The sequence below is a fragment of the Olleya sp. ITB9 genome (assembly GCF_001315805.1).
GTDB lineage: Bacteria > Bacteroidota > Bacteroidia > Flavobacteriales > Flavobacteriaceae > Olleya > Olleya sediminilitoris.
In genome coordinates, this window is record NZ_BCBW01000010.1 from 85,892 (window position 1) to 106,812 (window position 20,921).

Sequence of the window (20,921 nt, forward strand, 5' to 3'; positions counted from 1 at the left end):
GTGTTTTGTGTTAATAATTTAATTTTAATTGTAACATAATATTTCTTCCTAGATCATCAGCAAAATATCTTGATCTATTTAGGTTTTCTCGGTAATCTGTATTAAATATATTAGTAATGTTTAGTCCAATATTTAAATTGGTTTTTTCAGATATATTTAATGTTATATTACTTTGTAAGTGTAATAAATGATAGGTTGGAGGTGTAGTACTTACATCTACCAATACCATTTGATCAGTTGTAGGGTTGTAGACTTCAAAATTATTGTTTGGATAATCATTCTGTCTAAAAACCAGTTCGCTTTGTAATTCGGTATTTAAATTCAGCCATTTTTTATTTGTATAGCCAATACTATTTACAGTTTTTGTTGAAGGCATATCAATTAAAGCATCATTTCTAGTTAAATCTCTTCCTTTTATAAAAGACGACTTATTATTTATATACCATTGGTTATTAAAGCTATAATTAGCTGTTAGATCCAATCCATATAAACTAGCATTGGTTTGATTATAACTCCAAACCGGAAACGCACCACGTATGGTTTGTGTTGTTCCTGTTGGCTCTATAAAAATATAATCGCTTATGTGATTATAAAATGCTTCAAAGTTTAATGTTAATGCTTCGTTTATATAGTTATACGTACCAGAAACACGATTGGATGTTTCTTGCTTAATACGTAAGTCTCCTAATTCAATTCTTGCTGCAGAGTGGTGTAAACCATCACTAAACAACTCGGAAGCATTAGGCGCTCTATTTGATAAACCATAATTAAAAATGAAATTACTATTGTCATTTAATTTATAAGATATTCCTGCAGAAGCAGATATATTATGGTAATTTAAAACTGGATTTACTAGTAATTGTGTGCCTAAATCATCTATAACAAGATCTGGAAAATCTGTGTCATAACCACGTTCTTCCCAACTACTTGTTCTATAGAATTTTTTAGCATTAATTTGATTAAAGTCATAACGTAAGCCAAAGTCTAAATTAATATCATTATTTAGTCTTAAAGACGAAATAACATAAGTACCTAAATCATATTTGTCATAATCAGGTATTAAACGTCTGACACCAGTTGTTGGGTCTGCAAAATTATTCTGAAAACTTGCATTTACACCAAATTGGTAGGTCACATTACTTTTAGAATCTAATTTCACATTAGTTTTTAAAGTATGCGTTTTTAATGTTAAATCTACAGCTGGCTTGTCTTTATCATCTCCAACACGAATATCATACTCATAGCGATGGTTGTTTTGATAGTCATACTGAATGTCTACACGTCCAAATTTTTTAAAACGTTTATAAAATTCGGTTTTAAAGATTTGATGTGTAACTTCTTGTTTTGGAGCGTTAATATCATAACTAAAATCTTCAATAACAGAAGGTTCAGGGCTATTTATAGCGTTTACTAAATCATTAACGTTTCCTATGTGTGATGATCTTAAAATACCTATTTCGTTATCTAAATAACTATAAGATATATTAAACCCTTTTTCAAAAGTTTTAAAACCACCATTTACAGAAAACCCTTTAGTGTTTAAACCTGTATTGGTTAAGCTATAATCAGTTGCCTCAAAATCACCAAAACGTTTTAATGAAGCTTGAGCACCTAAATACCAACCTTTTTTATACGTTTTAGTTAAAGAAGAGTTTAGATTATAACCTCTACCATTACTATGACCTGTAATAATTGTTTTACCGTAAAGCGAATCTTTTAAACTAATTTTTGAAGGCTTAGCAACAATAACTCCACCAATAGCGTCTCCACCATAGGCTAAAGCATTTGCACCTTTGATAACGTTAATACTTCCTGCTGTATTTAAATCAATGTTTGGTGCATGCTCAATTCCCCATTCTTGGTCTTGTAGCCTAACACCATTAGTCATAACAATAATTCTGCTACTATGTAATCCATTAATAACCGGTTTTACAATTGTGCTACCAGTATTTATAGAGGATACACCACTAACTTGTTTTAAAGCATCACCTAAATTAAGAGAGCTAAAACGGTCAATGGTTTCGGATTTTAGAATTGTTTCTTGAGTAGTTTTGGTTAATTTAGAGGTGTTAACACCTTTAACTTCAACTTCACTTAACGCTTCAATATGATGTTCTAGATTTATTTCTAAATAGGTGTCACCATCAATAGTTACGTCCATTTTTTTGGTTTCGCAAGCTAAATGAGAGACCTCTATTTTAATAACGTCGTTACATAGGTCATTAATAGAAAACTGTCCGTTAACATCAGTAGTAGTATACTTGTTAAGATTTTCAATAAAAATAGTAGCATTTATTATTGGCGTACCATCATGAAAATCATGCACTTCTCCAGAAAATGTAGAACTGCAATTTTGACTTTGTACAAAACTGAAAACAGAGAAGCACAAAATCGATATAAAATATTTCATCGTAAAAAAATTAGTTTAAAAAAGACTTATTTTAAACTACAAATGGAGGTCCTCGAAGAGAGTAAGATAATTGCTGATAATTAAACTGAAAGTTATAATATGTATCTTTAATTTTAAAGAAGTTGTCTTCGATTATTAAATCGAAATTCTCTAAAAGTGTATAATATTGTGTACTGAGTTTAAATTTGAAAAATTCGCATTCTAAATCAATTTCATGCATGTGGTTAGTTGAATAATCTGTACACACCTCGTGCTTATGATCTTCAAAAACATGCGTAAACTTAACCGCAGACGGAAGCAATATAGCTAATAGTAAAACTACTGCTATATATTTTAATAAAAAATACTGTTCCTGTTGGTTATGCTTCAATTAATCTACAAATTTTCCTAATCCAAATCGTCTAATCATTTTCTTTTCAAATTCCCAAAAGAATTTATGTTGACCAGCTAACCAGCCAAAACAAACCAATAAGATTTGATAAAAAATAAGGCCAATAATAATATATAATATCCAATAGACAAAAACATTTAAGTTTTCTTTAGTAATTCCTAACCATTCAATTATTGGTCTTCCAATAAATACAGAAGAGCTTCCTGTGGCAGCAAATACCATAAAAATGCGAATCATTTCCCATTTATAATCTACTTCCCATTTATTTTCTAGCTTTTTAAAAAGAAATAAAATGAATTTTAGTAAACCAAAAGTGATGACAATTGTACAGATAATAACTAACAACAAATTACTGTTAATTAATAGGTTAGCTAATTTATAGCTAGAATAGAGTAGGGCTAAAAAACCTAAAATAGGGAATAGGAGCTGCCAATTTTGTTGGATTTCCCAACGTGTTTTAAATGTATTCATTTCAATTTTTGTCGTTGCAAATATATTGAAAAGCCTTTAATTAAGAGGAATCCGACCACCTAAAAGATTTTGTTTATATCTATTTTGAAAGTAAACAAAGTAGTTATATAGTTTATAATTAACCTCATAGCCATAATCAATATTGGATTGATAGTCTATATTTAATTCGTAAAGACTTGGGCTAAAACGTTGTGGCTGTCTTACGCGACTGTTCCACTCGTTAACATAAAATAAGTTTTTATTTTCAAGATATTGTTGAGAGTAATATCCTTCTGGTTGTGCTATACTATTTAGCCATGCATTAAAACCAGGTTCTATAATTATAATATCATACTCTGTTTCTTGACTAGACAGTGTAATTGTGTCTCCAACTTTAACTGCACCTTTATCTGTATTAGTTATATGTTTTGGCGTACCACAACTAAAGGCTATTAATATGATAGTTATTACAAATAGTGTGTTTTTCATAACAAGATGTTTTACTAAAAATACAAAATATTTATACTTGTATCAAATAAAAAAGCCAAACATGAGTTTGGCTTTTAAATACATACTTTGTAATTTGGATTTTATTTTCCGAAAAGACCTCCTAGTAAACCTCCAAGTCCACCTTTTTTAGATCCTCCACCTAATACCATTCCTGCTACATCGTCAATTACACTACCATCACCATCTGCATCTAATATTTTTTCTAAAAAGCTTTGTTCGTTTTTAGTTTCGCTACCACCAAGTAATCCACCTAATAATCCACTTAAACCGTTTGTAGAACTTACATTACTTTGTGAGGCTTGTTTACCTAAAACACCCATTAAAATAGGAGCTGCAACTTTTAATATATTTCCAACAGCACCAGAGTCTAATCCAGATTTTTGACCAATAACTTGCTCAACACCATTTCTTTTAGCACCTAATACGTGACCTAAAATTTTATCACCATCATTTACTACTTCTTCATTTACTCCACCTCCAAAAAGGTCTCCTAAATTATCTAATATTCCACCATCGTGTTTTCCTTTAATAGCTCCTAATAATCCTTCTGCACCTTCTGGTGTTGAAGCATTACGTTCCATTGCTTTCATTAATACAGGTAAAGCCATAGTTAATACGCTTCCTGTTCTGTCTTGATCAGTTCCTGTTGATCCTGAAACACCACTGATAATTGTTTTTCCTAAATCTGAGTTTAGTAAGTCTAAAATTCCTGCCATTTTATAAAAGTTTAATAGGTTATTTAATTTTTGATATTTTAAAATTACAAAAAAAAGCCACATTTTAACAATGTGGCTTTCAATATATCAAACACTTTATAAAACATCGATAAAAACAATGATTTATCCGTTTAAAAGTATGTTTTTAATTTGTGTAGCTAATTCTGTTCCGATTCTATCTTGAGCTTCATTGGTTGCTGCACCAATGTGAGGCGTTAAAGATATTCTACCATTCATTAATAATTGTACAGCAGGAGTAGGTTCGTTTTGAAAAGTATCTAAACCAGCAAAAGCTAATTTACCGCTTTCTAATGCGTTAACTAACTCTACTTCATTAACAACACCACCTCTTGCTGCATTTATAATAGCAGATCCATCTTTCATGTTGTCAAACTGTGCTTTATCAATTATGTAATCTTCTTGTGCTGGTACATGTAATGTTACAAAGTCAGATTGCTTTAAAACTTCATCCATAGATTGTGTTTTAATATTGAAACTTACAGATTGTCCATCAAAAAAGTCTACTTTAACATCTGCTGCTTCAATAAATTTATCGGCAGCTATAACTTTCATTCCAACACCTAATCCAATTTTGGCAACTTCCTGTCCAATACGTCCAAATCCTACAACACCAAGAGTTTTTCCTCTTAATTCAACTCCCTTTGCATAGTTTTTCTTTAGTTTTTTAAACTGAGAATCTCCATCTAAAGGCATGTTTCTGTTAGCATCATGTAAAAACCTAACACCACCATAAAGGTGAGCAAATACTAACTCTGCTACAGATTGTGATGAAGCTGCAGGAGTATTGATTACGTGTAATCCTTTTTCTCTAGCATATTCAACATCTATATTATCCATACCAACACCACCACGACCAATGATTTTTAATTCTGGACATGCATCAATCAAGTCTTTTCTTACTGTTGTTGCACTTCTAACAAGAAGTACAGTAATGTTTTTCTCGTTGATGTAATTAATTAATTGTTCTTGAGCAACGGTTGTTGTACTGACTTCAAATCCTGCTGCTTCTAATGCATCAATTCCGCTTTGTGATACACCATCGTTTGCTAATACTTTCATTTTTTTAAGGTTTAAAGCTAAAATGTTTAATATTTAGCTTTAGTTAATTTATTTTAAATATTACAGTTATTAAAACTGTTAATTAGGCTTTACTTTCAAGTTCACTCATAACTTCAACAAGTACTTTTACACTGTCTAAAGACAATGCGTTATACATGCTTGCTCTGTATCCTCCAACACTTCTGTGACCATTTAAGCCATTAATTCCTGCTTCTTTCCACATGGTGTCAAAAGTATCTTTTAAATCGTCATTGGTTAATGTAAATGTTGCATTCATGTCAGAACGGTCTTCTTTTGCAGCAAACCCTTTGAATAATGGGTTTAAATCAATTTCAGAATACATTAAACGAGATTTTTTCTCGTTTTCTTTCTCGATAGCAGTAATTCCACCTAAATCTTTTAACCATTGTAAGGTTAGCATTGATGTGTATACAGCAAAAACAGGAGGAGTATTAAACATACTACTTTTGTCAATGTGTACTTTATAATCTAACATTGATGGAATTTTACGAGAAACTTTTCCTAATATATTCTCTTTAACAACTACTAAAGTTGTACCAGCTGGTCCCATGTTTTTTTGAGCTCCAGCATAAATTAAATCAAATTGAGAGAAGTCTAATGTACGTGAAAAAATATCACTACTCATATCACAAACTAATGGAATAGGTGATTTAGGAAAGTTTTTAATTTGTGTACCAAATATGGTGTTATTTGAAGTTAAATGAAAATAATCATGATCTTCAGGTATATCAAATCCTTTTGGTATATAGTTGAAATTTGCTGATTTAGATGAGGCAACTTCTGTTATATCATCAAATATTTTTGCTTCTTTTATAGCTTTGTCAGACCAAGTTCCTGTATTTAAATAAGCAGCTTTTTTTTCTAGTAAATTTTGAGCTACCATTAAAAATTGTGTGCTAGCTCCACCTTGTAAAAACAATGCTTTATAACCTTTGCCTTCTAAGCCTAATAACTCTAAAGCTAAGGCTCTAGCTTGTTCCATAACATCAACAAAAGCCTTGCTTCTGTGGGATATTTCAATTAAAGATAAACCGTTGTCAAAATCTAATAAAGCTTGTGATGCTTTTTGTAATACTTCTTGTGGTAAAACGCATGGTCCTGCGCTAAAATTATGTCTTTGCATGGTTACAAATTTTGTTTCTGTTTAACAGAAATTATGTTTTATTTTTTTACAATTAACAAAGGTGATAATTATTGTACTAATTTAAGTTAAGAATATAATAATTTATTAACTAGATTTTTAATAAAAATGTAATGGTATCCACATCATCTGCATAATCTGAAAGCTCGGGTTTTTGAGTTTTACCAAACGGAATTTCATTATCATCAAAGCCACTAGCGACTATACATTGTATTAGGTCTTTGTCAGTTTTAATTTTTTGCTGTAAAGCTTCAGTTGAATCATAAAATTCATAAAAAACAGTAGCAATTGGTGAGGCATAACTTTGGTCTTCTTTTATCATTAAAAAACCATTTTCCAACATGTCAAATTCGCTCATTAAATATACAGCTTTATTATAGTCGTAATTATTAGCGTATTTGGCTTCGTTAATAATAGGATTCCATTTATACATGGCTTCAAAAAAAGCATCAAAATTATAGTTTTTAGGGACAAATAGTTTTGATACGTTTCGGCATCCTAAACCATAATATCTAAAAATGTCTTCAGACAACAAATCTAACTGTTCTGAGGTTTCGTGACCTGTTAATATGGCTGCCGAATTTCTGTTTTTTCTTATTATTGATGGTTTGTCTTTAAAATAGTAGTCAAAATAGCGTGCTGTGTTATTGCTTCCTGTTGCAATAACTGCATCGTAATTTTCTAATTTATCTTCAGTAAATCTGATACTTCCTTTTAATTCTGGAGCTACAGTTTCTAAATACTTAGCTAAAAAGGGTAGTAGATGTTTGTCATTGGAGGACTGCTTAACTAATACATTATGACCTGTTATTAAAACACTTAAAAAGTCATGAAAACCAACCAAAGGAATATTTCCAGCCATAATAATAGCAACCGTTTTTGGTTGTACATCGCTAAAATTATAATCTTTAATCCATTGTTTAAGATTATCTTCAGATAATTGTTTACTCCAACCATCTAATGCAAATTGTATGTTTTTTCGTGTAAACCAACCGTTATATTCGTTGGCTAATTTGATTTGATGTTTAAAACCATCAAAAAACAAATCGTTATGCGGAATGGTTTCATTTTTAGTAATTCCTTCTGAAGAAAATTGACTAATAAATTGACCTAATTTTACAAAAGCTTCTAATATGTAATCTTTGTTGCTCATTATTATTTGTATAACACCTTTTTTGGCTTTATTTTTGCACCACAAAGTTAAGTAAACCAAAAAGAAAAATTACAATATGGCTATTATTATAACAGATGAATGTATTAATTGTGGAGCTTGTGAGCCTGAATGCCCTAATACTGCAATTTACGAAGGTGCTGACGATTGGAGATATAAAGATGGAACAAGTCTTGACGGAAGTTTAGTATTGCCTAACGGAAAAGAAGTTGATGCAGACGAAGCACAAGAACCAATAAGTGATGAGATATATTATATTGTACCTGACAAATGTACAGAGTGTGTAGGTTTTCATGAAGAACCACAGTGTGCTGCTGTTTGTCCTGTAGATTGTTGTGTACCTGATGACGACAATGTTGAAGCGGAAGATGTATTGTTAGGAAAACAAAAATTTATGCATCCAAACGGATAAATTATAAAACCTAAGCTTTAGCTTAATCCTTTATATTAAAATTAAAAAAGCAACTCAAAATTGAGTTGCTTTTTTTGGTTTTAGTTAGAGGGTTAGTTTTTTAAAACTTATAGTTTAAAGATAAATTAAACATTGTCCCAAGTTGACTAAAATGGTAACCATCATAAGTCATTTGAGAGTAACGTTGATTAAATGTAATTAAGTTAGATTGGTTTTTTGTAGCTGCAGGATCTGCTAAAATAGCTTCACCAGCTGCATTTTCGGCTTTAAATTCCCATTCAGGTAACACATTTAATAGGTTGTTAACGTTTAACGACAGTGTTAATTTTTCTGAAGCATTATAATTTATACCTAAATCTGTTACTATTTTAGGTATAAACTCTGTTCTTAAATCATCACTCATACCTTGTTGTTTAAAAGTGGTTTTACCAAAATAGGTGTTATTTAATGAGAAACCAAATTTGTTAATATCATAATTTGCACCTAAAATCCATTTAGACTTTGGTCTAGAAGTGAAAAACAAAGCTTCTTGAGTTGCGTTTACAACAGACTGTCCTGCATTTGCGACTAAAGCAATGTCTTTAACATCACCATCTCTTTCGTTTTGAATTGTATAGTTACCAGATAAGTTTAAATCTAAGTCACCTTCACCAATACTTATATTTTTTTTGCTTAATACTAGATCTATTCCTGAGGTACGTGTGTCTATTGCATTAGAGAAAAAACTAACATCGCTTAGGTTATTGTTAGTTAGTAAAATATCTAATGGATTAGTTGGATCTCCTGTAGCACTTATTTCTGAACCTAATACAATTCTGTCTTCTACAGATATGTTATAATAATCAACCGTAAAAGTTAAATTATTAGCTAATTTACCACCAAATCCAATTGTGAAATTGTTTGAAGTCTCTGCATCTAATTCAGGAATACCTAATAGCTTTGCTTGAGTGGAGACGTTATTAATTAAACCTCCAACTTGTATTCCTTGTCCAGGGATAAAGCTGTATTGAGCTTTTTGTGTGTAAATTTGATGTAATGTTGGTGCTCTAAATCCTGAAGAAACTGAAGCTCTTGCAGTCAAATTGTCTGTTAATTTGTAGCGAGTACTGAATTTGTAAACAAAAGTATTACCAAAGTCTGAGTAATTTTCAGTTCTAATAGTTCCGCTTAATAAAAAAGCATCACTAACATCATAGTCTAAAGAGAAATATCCACCAATATTATAACGGTTAAATTTTCCTGAATTTTCAGGGCTATTTCCAGCAAACGAATCTGCACCACCACCATCATAAGATGCTAATTCTCCTTCAATAACTTCAAAGGTTTCATTTCTAAATTCAGCACCAAATCCAATACTAACTTTGTCAGATAGTACTCTGGAAATATCTATGTTACCAACATTATGAGTAAATTTAGTTCCTCCTGGATCAAAAGATTGTTGACTGTTAGCTTGATATAATGGTGTTGCTTCAAATTCATCTGTTTCTGGATTATAGCTTACGCCATACACTTCATTTCTGTTATGAGATTGACTAACGGTGTAAGTTTGTGTATTTCCACCAGTAGTATAACTTAAATCAATATTCCAATCATTAATTTTAGTTTTAATTCCAACAGTTCCGTTGTAATCGTTTAACAGTCCTTCAAAAGTAGGAACGTATCCATCATAACCTCCTGCATTATTAGGGTTTTCTCCAGGGAAAAAATCTGCTAGATATGGATATTCATCAACTGTTCTCCAGTATGGTGTTCTATAATTAGCAAAACTATTAACTCGCTTATATACATATGCAGCATTAAAATAAAGATCTGTATTATCATTTAAATCTAATCCAGAGTTAATTAAAAATTTAGACGCTGCAGTTTCAGGAGAACCATTTATGTTATTAGCATCTGGATTTCTACTTAAAAACTCCTGTACATCTGCAAGGTCTGCTCCAAAATCACCAGCTTCTCCTTCAGCATCAACCGTTCCTGGTCTATTAGCTAAATTAGTTTTAGAAAAATCAATAGTATAGTTAATAAAACCTTTATTATCTCCAATTATAGATCCATTGTTTACTGCAATACCAATCATTTCTCCGTCACCTTCGCTTGTAATTCCGCTTCTTAAGGTTGCAGAACCAAAATTTGCGTTGTCTTTAAGTATTATATTCATTACACCAGCAATAGCATCAGACCCATATTGTGCTGAGGCACCATCACGAAGTATTTCTACTCTTTTGATAGCATCAGTAGGTATTGCAGAGATGTCTGCACCAGTTTCTCCACGTCCAGGAGAAGTTTGTGTGTATAATAAAGCACTTAAGTTTTTTCGTTTCCCGTTAATTAAAATTAATGTTCTACTTGGTCCCATGTTTCTAATTTCATAAGGATCTAATAAGGATGTAGCGTCATTAACAGGTGTTTGTACAGTGTTGAAAGAGGGTATTCTGTACTGTAAGGCCTTATCAAATGTAGGTTGTCCAGTAGAAGTTAATTCTTTGACTCCAACAACATCAATAGGTAGTGCACTATTGACGTTACTTCTAGGAGCTGTTCTGGATCCAACCAATACAACTTCGTCTAAAGCTTCTCCACTAGTTAGTGTGACATTAAAGTTGGTTGTGTTGTCAACACTTAGTTCTTTAGTTTCATAGCCAACATAGCTAAACACCAATACAGCTCCATCAGAAACATTAAGTGTGTAATTTCCATCAAAATCCGTTGTGGTTCCGTTTGATGTTCCTTTTTCAACAACATTAACGGTTGGTATTCCGTAGCCATTAATGTCTGTCACTGTCCCAGTAACACCAGTTTGTGCTTGTGCAAATGCTACAGTAAATAGTAGCAAAAACATAATTTTCAGTTTTTTTATCATTTAAATAAAATTTTGGTTAATTACTGCTAATTTATATTAAAAATGTAACAATTCACATTAATATTCTTACAATTTTAGTTTTAAACTTGTTGATAATGTAAGGTTTAGGTTAATTTTTTAGTTAAAACAAAATTTAGCTTTAGTTGTATTTAATTCTTGTTAAGTGAGAAATAGTTAATCATATAGTGCTATATTTGCATCCTTAATTTGTGATAAATTTTTAGTAAATGAAAGCAGGAATTGTAGGATTGCCTAACGTTGGTAAATCAACCTTATTTAATTGTTTGTCTAATGCAAAAGCGCAAAGTGCAAACTTTCCATTTTGTACTATAGAACCAAACATTGGAGTCGTTAACGTACCAGATCCAAGATTAGAAAAATTAGAAAGTTTAGTTAATCCAGAACGTGTAATACCAGCAACTGTAGAGATTGTAGATATAGCAGGATTAGTTAAAGGTGCTAGTAAAGGAGAAGGTTTAGGGAATCAGTTTTTAGCTAATATTAGAGAAACTGACGCTATCTTACATGTTTTGCGTTGTTTTGATAATGACAATATTGTACATGTTGATGGTAATGTAAATCCAATTAGAGATAAGGAAACTATTGACATGGAATTACAGCTAAAAGATTTAGAAACTGTAGATAAAAAATTAGATAAAGTAAAACGTGCTGCTAAAACTGGAAATAAAGAAGCTCAAGCAGAAGAAGCTGTTTTGCTTAAAATTAAAGAAGCTTTAGAAGCAGGAGTATCTGTTAGAGCTATTGAATTTTCAGAAGAAGATTATAAAGATTACGTCAAACCGTCTCAATTAATTACCGACAAACCAGTAATGTATGTTTGTAATGTAGATGAAGGTAGTGCTGTTTCGGGTAATCAATATGTGGATTTAGTTAAAGAAGCAGTTAAAGATGAAAACGCTGAAGTGTTAGTTTTAGCTGTTGGTACAGAAGCAGATATTAACGAGTTAGATGATTACGAAGAGCGTCAAATGTTTCTTGCAGATATAGGTTTAGAAGAGCCAGGTGCAGCTAAATTAATTAGATCAGCTTATAAATTATTAAACCAACAAACGTATTTTACAGCTGGTGTTAAAGAGGTTAGAGCATGGACCGTAAATGTTGGTGCTACTGGTCCACAGGCAGCAGGAGTTATTCACACAGATTTTGAAAAAGGTTTTATTCGTGCAGAAGTTATTGGTTACAATGATTATGTAGAGTTTGGAAGTGAAGCAAAGGTTAAAGAAGCTGGTAAGATGCGTGTAGAAGGTAAAAACTATATAGTTAAAGATGGAGATGTAATGCATTTCTTATTTAACGTGTAAATAAATTATTACAATAACATTTAAACGCCATAATGATGTTAGTCATTATGGCGTTTTTGTATATATTTACATCATGCCATTAATAACACTTGAAACTATAATTGATGCAGATATCAAAACGTGTTTTGATTTGTCAAGAAATATAGATTTTCATACAGAGTCACTAAAACATTCAAAAGAAAAAGCTATTGCTGGTAAAACATCTGGCTTAATTGAACTAGGAGAAACTGTAACTTGGGAAGCGTTTCATTTTGGTGTTAAACAACAGCTAACATCAAAAATAACACAATTTAATTCACCTAATTATTTTGTTGACGAAATGGTTTCAGGAGTGTTTAAAAGTTTTAAACATGAGCATATTTTTTCTGTTCAAAACAATAAAACAATAATGGTAGACAAATTTTATTTTAAATCCCCTTTTGGAGTTTTAGGCAAAATTGCAAATGTTTTATTTTTAAAAAAATACATGTCCAATTTACTTAATACAAGAAATAAAAGTTTAAAAATCAAGGCAGAAATACTTGAAAAATGAGGTTTTTAATCGGATAAATTATCTATTGTTAATTACTTTATTAAGTCAGTGTTTCATTTTTTAATGTGTTATATTATATTAGCACAGTATCTCTAAATTGTACCAAAACCATATGTCAGAACAAACTAAATATACCGAAGACAATATACGATCACTAGACTGGAAAGAGCATATACGTATGCGTCCTGGTATGTATATTGGTAAGCTTGGTGATGGTTCTTCTCCAGATGATGGTATATATATTCTAGTAAAAGAAGTATTAGATAACTCTATTGACGAGTTTGTTATGGGAGCAGGTAAAACCATCGAAATTTCCATTCAAGGTAGTAAGGTTATTGTACGCGATTATGGTCGTGGTATTCCTCTAGGTAAAGTTGTAGATGTAGTATCTAAAATGAATACAGGAGGAAAGTATGATAGCAAAGCTTTTAAAAAATCTGTTGGATTAAATGGTGTAGGTACTAAAGCGGTTAATGCATTGTCTTCTTATTTTAGAGTGGAATCTTCTAGAGATGGTAAAAGTGCTTCTGCAGACTTTGAGCAAGGTAATCTTGTAAATCAAGAATTTTTAGAAGAGACCAGTAGACGTAAAGGTACCAAAGTATCTTTTGTTCCTGATGATTTAATATTTAAAAACTACAAATTTAGACCAGAATATGTAGTTAAAATGCTTAAAAATTATGTCTATTTAAATCCAGGTTTAACTATAGTTTTTAATGGAGAAAAATTTTATAGTGAAAACGGTTTAAAAGATTTATTAGCCGAAAAAATAGCCGAAACCGACCTACTATATCCCATCATTCATTTACGTGGTGATGATATTGAAGTAGCAATTACACATAGTAAAACACAATATAGCGAAGAGTATAATAGTTTTGTAAACGGTCAAAACACCACGCAAGGTGGTACGCACTTAAATGCCTTCAGAGAAGGTTTAGTCAAAACTATTAGAGACTTTTTTGGTAAACAATATGATGCCTCAGATATACGTAAATCTGTGGTTAGTGCAGTCGCAATAAAGGTAATGGAGCCTGTTTTTGAAAGTCAAACCAAAACAAAATTAGGATCTACAGATATGGGAGGAGAGCTTCCAACTGTACGTACTTATGTAACGGACTTTCTAAAAACATATTTAGACAATTATTTGCATAAAAATCCAGAAACAGCAGATAAATTACAGCGTAAAATATTACAGGCCGAAAGAGAGCGTAAGGAACTATCAGGAATACGTAAATTAGCTAAAGATAGAGCTAAAAAAGCCAGCTTGCATAACAAAAAATTGCGTGATTGTCGTGTGCATTTTGGAGACACAAAAAACGAACGTAACTTAGAAAGTACACTGTTTATAACAGAGGGAGACTCGGCATCAGGAAGTATCACAAAATCTAGAGATGTAAATACTCAAGCGGTTTTTAGTCTTAAAGGAAAACCTTTAAACTGTTATGGATTAACAAAAAAGATTGTATATGAAAATGAAGAGTTTAACCTACTTCAAGCAGCTTTAAATATTGAAGAATCCTTAGAAGATTTAAGATATAACAATGTAGTAATAGCAACAGATGCCGATGTAGATGGAATGCACATTAGGTTGTTATTAATAACCTTCTTTTTGCAATTTTTTCCAGAAGTCATTAAAGAAGGACATTTGTATATTTTACAAACACCATTATTTAGGGTTCGAAATAAAAAAGAAACCATCTATTGTTACTCAGAACAAGAACGTGTAGATGCAATTGAAAAATTAAAACCTAAACCAGAAATTACTCGATTTAAAGGATTAGGTGAAATTAGTCCAGACGAATTTGTCCATTTTATTGGTGAGGATATTAGATTAGATCCTGTAATGTTAGACGACAACATGTCTATTGAAGAACTGTTATCCTTTTACATGGGAAAAAACACACCTAAAAGACAAGAATTTATAATAGATAATCTTAAAGTAGAACTTGATTTAATTGAGGAAAGTAAATAAATGGCAGAAGACAACGACGACCTAACCAACGACAATTTAGATAATTTAGAAAACCAAGAACCTCAAGAAACCATTACCAGAATTACTGGTATGTATAAAGAGTGGTTTTTGGATTACGCATCTTACGTAATTCTAGAACGTGCAGTACCAGCTATTGAAGATGGTTTTAAACCTGTACAACGTCGTATCATGCATTCAATGAAAGATTTAGACGATGGACGTTACAATAAAGTAGCAAATATTGTAGGTCATACGATGCAGTATCATCCACATGGTGATGCTAGTATTGCTGATGCTATGGTTCAAATTGGTCAAAAAGATTTGCTTATAGATACCCAAGGTAACTGGGGAAACATCTTAACAGGAGATCGTGCTGCAGCCTCAAGATATATTGAAGCCAGAATATCAAAATTTGGTTTAGACGTTGTTTATAACCCTAAAATTACTGAATGGCAAGCCTCTTATGATGGTCGTCGTAAAGAGCCTGTAAATTTACCAGTAATGTTTCCGTTATTGTTAGCCCAAGGTGGAGAAGGTATTGCTGTAGGTTTGTCAACCAAAATTTTACCTCATAACTTTATTGAGCTTATAGATGCTTCAGTAAAACATTTACAAGGTAAACGCTTTACATTAGTACCAGATTTTCCAACAGGAGGAATTGCAGATTGTAGTCAATATAATGATGGATTACGTGGTGGAAAAATACGTTGTCGTGCCAAGATTAATCAATTAGATAAAAATACTTTAGTGATAAATGAGTTGCCTTTTGGGACAACAACATCATCACTAATAGATTCTATTTTAAAGGCTAACGACAAAGGAAAAATAAAAATTAAAAAAATTGAAGATAATACATCTGCTGAAGTAGAAATACTAATTCATTTACCTTCAGGATTATCTCCAGACAAAACTATAGATGCATTATATGCGTTTACTGCATGTGAGTCTTCAATTTCGCCTTTAGGCTGTGTTATTGAAGATAATAAACCACTATTTATAGGTGTTACTGACATGTTGCGTCGTAGTACAGATAATACGGTTCAGTTATTAAAACAGGAGCTGGAAATTAAGCTTGGAGAGTTTGAAGAACAATGGCATTTTGCGAGTTTAGAACGTATTTTTATAGAAAACCGTATCTATCGTGACATTGAAGAAGAAGAAACTTGGGAAGGTGTAATTGAAGCTATAGATAAAGGTTTAAAACCTCATATTAAGCATCTAAAACGTGCTGTTACTGTTGAAGATATAACAAGATTGACAGAAATTCGTATTAAGCGTATTTCAAAGTTTGATATTGATAAAGCTCAACAAAAAATTGATGCTTTAGAAGAACAAATTGCCGAAGTAAAGCACCATTTAGCAAATTTAATAGAGTATGCAATTGCGTATTTTACTAGATTAAAAAAGGAATATGGTGAAGGTAGAGAACGTAAAACAGAATTACGAGCTTTTGAGGATGTTGATGCTACCAAAGTGGTTATTCGTAATACAAAATTATACGTCAATAGAGCAGAAGGCTTCTTAGGTACGTCTTTGCGTCGTGATGAATATGTATGTGATTGTAGTGATATTGATGATATTATTGCTTTTACTGCAGATGGTAAAATGATGGTTACTAAAGTGGATAGCAAAACCTTTATTGGTAAAAATATCATACATGTAGCGGTTTTTAAAAAGAAGGATAAGCGTACCATTTATAATATGATTTATCGTGATGGAAGTAAAGGTCCATCCTATGTTAAGCGTTTTGCGGTAACTGCAATGACACGTGATAAACTTTACGATTTAACTAATGGCAATAAAGGCTCTAAAGCTTGGTATTTTTCAGCTAATCCTAATGGTGAAGCAGAAGTAGTGGCAATAAGTTTACGCCAAGTTGGAAGTGTTAAAAAGTTGAAATGGGATTTAGATTTTGCTGATATTTTAATTAAAGGACGTGCTTCTAAAGGTAATTTGGTGACTAAATATGCTATCAAATCTGTAGACTTAAAAGAGAAAGGAATTTCTACTTTAAAACCTCGTAAAATTTGGTTTGACGAGACTGTACAACGTATTAATGTTGATGGTAGGGGAGAGTTGATTGGCGAATTTAAAGGAGAGGATAAACTGTTGTTAATCAATCAAAAAGGTATAGTAAAGACAGTAACTCCAGAAGTGACTTTACATTTTGATAGTGATATGATTATCATGGAAAAATGGATTCCAAAAAAACCGATTTCCGCAGTATATTTTGATGGAGATAAAGAACGATATTACGTTAAACGTTTTTTAATTGAAAATGAAAATAAAGAAGAATTATTTATAACAGATCATCCTAACTCGCAATTAGAAATTGTCTCTACCGACTGGATACCAGTTGCTGAAATAGTATTTTCAAAAGAAAGAGGTAAAGATAGAAAGGATAATGAAGAGGTTAATTTAGAAGAATTTATTGCTATTAAAGGGATTTCAGCTTTAGGAAACCAATTAACTAAAGATAAAGTAAATGCCATTAATTTATTAGATCCAATACCTTTTGAATCGCCAGAAGAAGTTGCAGCAGAGATAGTTGAAGTAAATGATGAAGAAGTAATTTCAGACAAAAAAGAAAATAATTCTGAAACTACTAAATCCGCAGAAAAAGAAACTAAATCTAATGATAATGAAGATAATGATGCTGACGACAAAGGTCAAGCTAGTTTGTTTTAATTGTTAAGTAAATCATAAAATGTTAAATATTTAAAACCTTGTTTTTGTTGTTTACGTAAGTACAGCAAAACCAATAAATATTTAACTTTTATGAAAACAACAAGATTAACAAAAATCACAATTTTTTCCCTATTTACAACTGTTTCATTATTATCATGCAGTGATGATGATGATAATTCTGTATCTATGGATGACCAACAATTAGCTTCCGTACAATTATATGCTTCAAATAATTCTGACGGAAATATTACCATCTATGATGTAACAGATCAAAGTGCTGTAACAACATCAACTTTAATAACTGCAAGTTTAGCAGCAGATGGTGTGTATTATAATCAAGATGAAGATTTTTTACTACAAGCGTCAAGGTCAGATTTAGGTTTAGAAGGTTATAATACTACTAGTATTTTAACTTCAGGTACCACAATAAATGTGGATGCAGACGGAACTAATGATATGGAGAGTCCTAGGGAAGTAGCAGTTAATGGTAATTTAATTGTTGTTGCAGATAATGCAGATGTAGATGGTGATACTACTACACCAGATGGACGACTTTTTATTTACAGTAAATCAGGTAATAATATAACTTTAAGAAACACTATAATAACAGATTTTAAACTTTGGGGCATTACCTTTAAAGGTGATGATTTATTTGCTATAGTTGATGTCACAAATCAATTAGCGGTATTTACAGACTTTTTAAATAATACAACAGATACATCTTTAAGTGTTACAAAAACTATAGCTGTTGAAGGTATAGTTAGAACTCATGGTTTAACTTATGATGCACAATCAGACGTCATGATTTTGACTGATATTGGAGAGGCCTCAAATGGTCAAGATGATGGAGGATTCCATTATATAGAAGATTTTACAAATAAATTTAACACGCTTTCTGAAGGAGCAACTTTAGCTTTAGATCAGCAAGTTAGAGTTTCGGGATCAGCAACATTAATGGGTAATCCAGTAGATGTAGCTTATGACGCAACAACACAAACCGTTTATATTGCAGAAGCTGGTAATGGTGGAGGACAAATTTTAGCTTTTAATAATTTTGAATCAGGAGGTAATATTGCGCCTTTTATTAATAATAGTTTAGCAGCAGCTTCTTCTGTATATTTATCAAAATAATCTTAGCATAATATTTATAAAAAAAAAAGCCATCCGAAAGGATGGCTTTTTTATTTTTTCTTGCTAATTTTCTGGTTTAAAAACTCAACAAATAAAGAGAAAGCAATAGCAAAATATAAATAACCTTTAGGTATTGCTCCAACTGTATTACCAAAAAATGTAGTGTGTGATAGGTGACCAGCTTCTGTAATTAACATAAAACCAATCAATATTAAAAACGATAAACCTAATATTTGTATACTAGGATTACTCTCTATAAATCGTCTAATTTTATTAGCAAAAGAAATCATTATGACTATAGAAATTATAACTGCAACGATCATTAAAATTAAGTTGTAGTTATGGTTTTCAGACAGTCCATTAGTCATACCTACAGCTGTTAAAATAGAGTCTATTGAAAATATAAAATCTATAATTAAAATCTGAACCACTGCCTGTTGTAAGGACTTAATCACTTTTCCTTTAACCTGGTCTTCATCGTGTTTTGGTGTATCAACTTTTTCTCTAATTTCAGAAGTTGACTTGTATATTAAAAAGAGTCCTCCAAAAAATAATATTAAAGCTTGCCAACTTAACTCAAGATGCATCCAGTCTAAATCCAACTTGTAAAACGGTTCTGATAAACCAACTAAAAATGACACAAAAAATAATAGTATTATACGTTGGACCATTGCTAATAACAACCCAATATTAGTCACTTTACTACGTTGCTCTTCGGGTAATTTATTTGCAGCAATAGATATAAAAACAATATTATCTATACCTAAAATTATTTCAAGGAAAGTTAGGGTAAGTAAGGCAAAAATAGCATCACTTGAAGTAAAAAAATCTAACATAATTTATGGTTTTAGATAAGCAGTTCCTTTTTGTTTATTTATTTCACCTACATATGAATATTCAAAAGTATAAGAAGAATCTGTTGTGGTTAAAATTTTAAGATGGACATCTTTACGTTCAGCCATATTTTTAGGATTAATAGTTTTGTAAATCACTTCACAATCATTGACCCATCTTACTTGAGTGCTGTCAATTTTACCATCATAAGTTTCAATTTGTAAACTATCGTTTCTTGTAAAATTAGATTTATAGGTAATATCTCCAATTTTTACTTCACTGTAAAATTGTCCTGTTTTAAAAGTTTTACAATCTCTTTCAATAGTGTAGCAACTAAAAAATGTAGTTATTAATAATAGGTATAAAATTTTTACTTTCATTAAAAAACGGTTTACTACAAAATTAATCAAATGTTTGTTTATTTAATCAAAAAAGTAACCTTTCTATAAATCGCGTATTTGAAAAATTTGTGTACCTAACATCAAATTCGAGAAATTTGAAAAAACCAATTTATTTAGTAAAAAGTGTTTTTTTAATAACAAAGAGAAAATATCTCTGATTTTAAAAAAATGAATTTTTTTAAATGATATTTAAAATTAAGTAAGATTCACAAATTTTAATTTTCATAATTTGAAAAACTACCATCAGAATAAAAAATGACAATGCGATCAATTTTTTTTCCTTTTGAAATATTATGATTTAAATTTTGAAAAGCCTCAACATTTTTTAATTCTGGATTTTTAGGAATTTCTGAATCTAAGTTTTCAGAATTTGTAAATAAGTCCTGATTCATTTTTTTTGGAGTAGGAGGTTTTTCAATTTTTGGAATCGATATACTTTTTGGAAAATGTCCTTTTCCATTCATCAACCAATATAATTCTACTTCAGGAAAAGTGTCTAATACCTTCAAAACAAATTCTAAACTTGGTTTGTTTCTACCTGATAATATATGTGAAATACTAGAGCGTTGTACACCTACTTTTTCAGCAAAAGAAGAGGCGCTTTCACTGTAATAATCGATGACTTTTTGAAGTCTTTTAGAAAATTCTGCATTGTTTATCATGGTGATACAAATGTAAACAATTCAATTGAATATACAATGTTACAATTGTAAAAAGAGGTGTATATGTTACAATTGGAATCGTTTTCAAGGAGTGTTTTATATAAAGTTAAACTTTAAATACAGTTGTTTAAATAATTGATTTAAAGTTTTTTAGGTTAAATATTAATCAAGTTGTAACTATTTGTGTTTAAAGCACTTATTTTAAAATACTTTTAAG

The 20,921-nt window shown here is 30.9% G+C and carries 18 protein-coding genes; 6 read left to right on the plus strand and 12 right to left on the minus strand.

All coding sequences use genetic code 11. The features are described 5' to 3' along the window. Positions 1–10 precede the first annotated feature (10 nt). The 8 genes from ITB9_RS02010 to ITB9_RS02045 form a co-directional block, all read right to left on the minus strand. Complete coding sequence (locus ITB9_RS02010) at positions 11–2,410, minus strand: TonB-dependent receptor domain-containing protein (protein ID WP_054850924.1); 2,400 nt, start codon at positions 2,408–2,410, stop codon at positions 11–13. Between the two features lie 31 nt (positions 2,411–2,441). Further along, positions 2,442–2,780, minus strand: coding sequence for a hypothetical protein (locus tag ITB9_RS02015; RefSeq protein WP_054850925.1), 339 nt, complete (start codon positions 2,778–2,780; stop codon positions 2,442–2,444). Beyond that, positions 2,781–3,272, minus strand: a complete 492-nt coding sequence (locus tag ITB9_RS02020) for a DUF6787 family protein (protein WP_054850926.1) — start codon at positions 3,270–3,272, stop codon at positions 2,781–2,783. Between the two features lie 36 nt (positions 3,273–3,308). Then, positions 3,309–3,740, minus strand: coding sequence for a DUF6146 family protein (locus ITB9_RS02025; RefSeq protein ID WP_054850927.1), 432 nt, complete (start codon positions 3,738–3,740; stop codon positions 3,309–3,311). 101 nt (positions 3,741–3,841) lie between these two features. Continuing rightward, on the minus strand, positions 3,842–4,477 hold the full coding sequence (locus ITB9_RS02030; protein ID WP_028289830.1) for a DUF937 domain-containing protein: 636 nt from the start codon (positions 4,475–4,477) through the stop codon (positions 3,842–3,844). Between the two features lie 123 nt (positions 4,478–4,600). Further along, positions 4,601–5,557 carry a D-2-hydroxyacid dehydrogenase gene (locus ITB9_RS02035; RefSeq protein WP_054850928.1) on the minus strand — a complete coding sequence of 319 codons (957 nt, stop codon included), beginning with the start codon at positions 5,555–5,557 and terminating at the stop codon, positions 4,601–4,603. A gap of 82 nt (positions 5,558–5,639) precedes the next feature. Further along, positions 5,640–6,701 (minus strand): 3-phosphoserine/phosphohydroxythreonine transaminase, encoded by a 1,062-nt coding sequence (serC, locus tag ITB9_RS02040; RefSeq protein WP_054850929.1) that lies wholly within the window; start codon positions 6,699–6,701, stop codon positions 5,640–5,642. A gap of 109 nt (positions 6,702–6,810) precedes the next feature. After that, entirely contained in the window at positions 6,811–7,872 is a 1,062-nt protein-coding gene (locus tag ITB9_RS02045) for an acyl-CoA reductase (RefSeq protein ID WP_054850980.1), read from the minus strand. 76 nt (positions 7,873–7,948) lie between these two features. Here ITB9_RS02045 and ITB9_RS02050 point away from each other — a divergent pair, with 76 nt between their 5' ends. Then, positions 7,949–8,302 carry a 4Fe-4S dicluster domain-containing protein gene (locus ITB9_RS02050; RefSeq protein ID WP_028289826.1) on the plus strand — a complete coding sequence of 118 codons (354 nt, stop codon included), beginning with the start codon at positions 7,949–7,951 and terminating at the stop codon, positions 8,300–8,302. 100 nt (positions 8,303–8,402) lie between these two features. Here the strand turns inward: ITB9_RS02050 and ITB9_RS02055 are convergent, their stop codons facing one another. After that, positions 8,403–11,162 (minus strand): TonB-dependent receptor, encoded by a 2,760-nt coding sequence (locus ITB9_RS02055; protein ID WP_054850930.1) that lies wholly within the window; start codon positions 11,160–11,162, stop codon positions 8,403–8,405. A gap of 227 nt (positions 11,163–11,389) precedes the next feature. On the opposite strand from ITB9_RS02055, the gene ychF reads away from it, so the two are divergent. The 5 genes from ychF to ITB9_RS02080 all read left to right on the plus strand — a co-directional run bounded on the left by ychF (position 11,390) and on the right by ITB9_RS02080 (position 18,807). Then, the gene (gene ychF / locus ITB9_RS02060) at positions 11,390–12,484 is read left to right on the plus strand and encodes a redox-regulated ATPase YchF (protein WP_054850931.1); all 1,095 of its coding nucleotides are present in this window, start codon (positions 11,390–11,392) and stop codon (positions 12,482–12,484) included. A 73-nt stretch (positions 12,485–12,557) separates the two neighbouring features. Continuing rightward, on the plus strand, positions 12,558–13,016 hold the full coding sequence (locus ITB9_RS02065; RefSeq protein ID WP_054850932.1) for an SRPBCC family protein: 459 nt from the start codon (positions 12,558–12,560) through the stop codon (positions 13,014–13,016). A 112-nt stretch (positions 13,017–13,128) separates the two neighbouring features. Next, a complete protein-coding gene (locus ITB9_RS02070; protein WP_054850933.1) occupies positions 13,129–14,988 on the plus strand; it encodes a DNA topoisomerase IV subunit B in 1,860 nt (619 codons plus the stop codon). Next, entirely contained in the window at positions 14,989–17,676 is a 2,688-nt protein-coding gene (locus ITB9_RS02075) for a DNA gyrase/topoisomerase IV subunit A (protein ID WP_054850934.1), read from the plus strand. It begins immediately after the preceding gene. Positions 17,677–17,766: 90 nt separating this feature from the next. Beyond that, on the plus strand, positions 17,767–18,807 hold the full coding sequence (locus tag ITB9_RS02080) for a hypothetical protein (RefSeq protein ID WP_054850935.1): 1,041 nt from the start codon (positions 17,767–17,769) through the stop codon (positions 18,805–18,807). 50 nt (positions 18,808–18,857) lie between these two features. On the opposite strand, the gene ITB9_RS02085 is transcribed toward ITB9_RS02080, so the two are convergent. The 3 genes from ITB9_RS02085 to ITB9_RS02095 form a co-directional block, all read right to left on the minus strand. Further along, complete coding sequence (locus ITB9_RS02085; protein WP_028289819.1) at positions 18,858–19,643, minus strand: TerC family protein; 786 nt, start codon at positions 19,641–19,643, stop codon at positions 18,858–18,860. A 3-nt stretch (positions 19,644–19,646) separates the two neighbouring features. After that, positions 19,647–20,021 (minus strand): hypothetical protein, encoded by a 375-nt coding sequence (locus ITB9_RS02090; protein WP_028289818.1) that lies wholly within the window; start codon positions 20,019–20,021, stop codon positions 19,647–19,649. 236 nt (positions 20,022–20,257) lie between these two features. Continuing rightward, positions 20,258–20,704, minus strand: a complete 447-nt coding sequence (locus tag ITB9_RS02095) for a helix-turn-helix transcriptional regulator (protein ID WP_054850936.1) — start codon at positions 20,702–20,704, stop codon at positions 20,258–20,260. Positions 20,705–20,921: the final 217 nt, after the last annotated feature.

Excerpts from the sequence above, each read along its gene's own strand:
- ITB9_RS02075 (WP_054850934.1), top strand. The coding sequence starts at position 14,989 with ATGGCAGAAGACAACGACGACCTAACCAACGACAATTTAGATAATTTA.
- ITB9_RS02035 (WP_054850928.1), bottom strand. The coding sequence starts at position 5,557 with ATGAAAGTATTAGCAAACGATGGTGTATCACAAAGCGGAATTGATGCA.
- ITB9_RS02080 (WP_054850935.1), top strand. The coding sequence starts at position 17,767 with ATGAAAACAACAAGATTAACAAAAATCACAATTTTTTCCCTATTTACA.
- ITB9_RS02065 (WP_054850932.1), top strand. The coding sequence starts at position 12,558 with ATGCCATTAATAACACTTGAAACTATAATTGATGCAGATATCAAAACG.
- ITB9_RS02045 (WP_054850980.1), bottom strand. The coding sequence starts at position 7,872 with ATGAGCAACAAAGATTACATATTAGAAGCTTTTGTAAAATTAGGTCAA.
- ITB9_RS02095 (WP_054850936.1), bottom strand. The coding sequence starts at position 20,704 with ATGATAAACAATGCAGAATTTTCTAAAAGACTTCAAAAAGTCATCGAT.
- ITB9_RS02050 (WP_028289826.1), top strand. The coding sequence starts at position 7,949 with ATGGCTATTATTATAACAGATGAATGTATTAATTGTGGAGCTTGTGAG.
- ITB9_RS02030 (WP_028289830.1), bottom strand. The coding sequence starts at position 4,477 with ATGGCAGGAATTTTAGACTTACTAAACTCAGATTTAGGAAAAACAATT.
- ychF (WP_054850931.1), top strand. The coding sequence starts at position 11,390 with ATGAAAGCAGGAATTGTAGGATTGCCTAACGTTGGTAAATCAACCTTA.
- serC (WP_054850929.1), bottom strand. The coding sequence starts at position 6,701 with ATGCAAAGACATAATTTTAGCGCAGGACCATGCGTTTTACCACAAGAA.
- ITB9_RS02020 (WP_054850926.1), bottom strand. The coding sequence starts at position 3,272 with ATGAATACATTTAAAACACGTTGGGAAATCCAACAAAATTGGCAGCTC.
- ITB9_RS02090 (WP_028289818.1), bottom strand. The coding sequence starts at position 20,021 with ATGAAAGTAAAAATTTTATACCTATTATTAATAACTACATTTTTTAGT.
- ITB9_RS02055 (WP_054850930.1), bottom strand. The coding sequence starts at position 11,162 with ATGATAAAAAAACTGAAAATTATGTTTTTGCTACTATTTACTGTAGCA.
- ITB9_RS02025 (WP_054850927.1), bottom strand. The coding sequence starts at position 3,740 with ATGAAAAACACACTATTTGTAATAACTATCATATTAATAGCCTTTAGT.
- ITB9_RS02010 (WP_054850924.1), bottom strand. The coding sequence starts at position 2,410 with ATGAAATATTTTATATCGATTTTGTGCTTCTCTGTTTTCAGTTTTGTA.
- ITB9_RS02070 (WP_054850933.1), top strand. The coding sequence starts at position 13,129 with ATGTCAGAACAAACTAAATATACCGAAGACAATATACGATCACTAGAC.
- ITB9_RS02085 (WP_028289819.1), bottom strand. The coding sequence starts at position 19,643 with ATGTTAGATTTTTTTACTTCAAGTGATGCTATTTTTGCCTTACTTACC.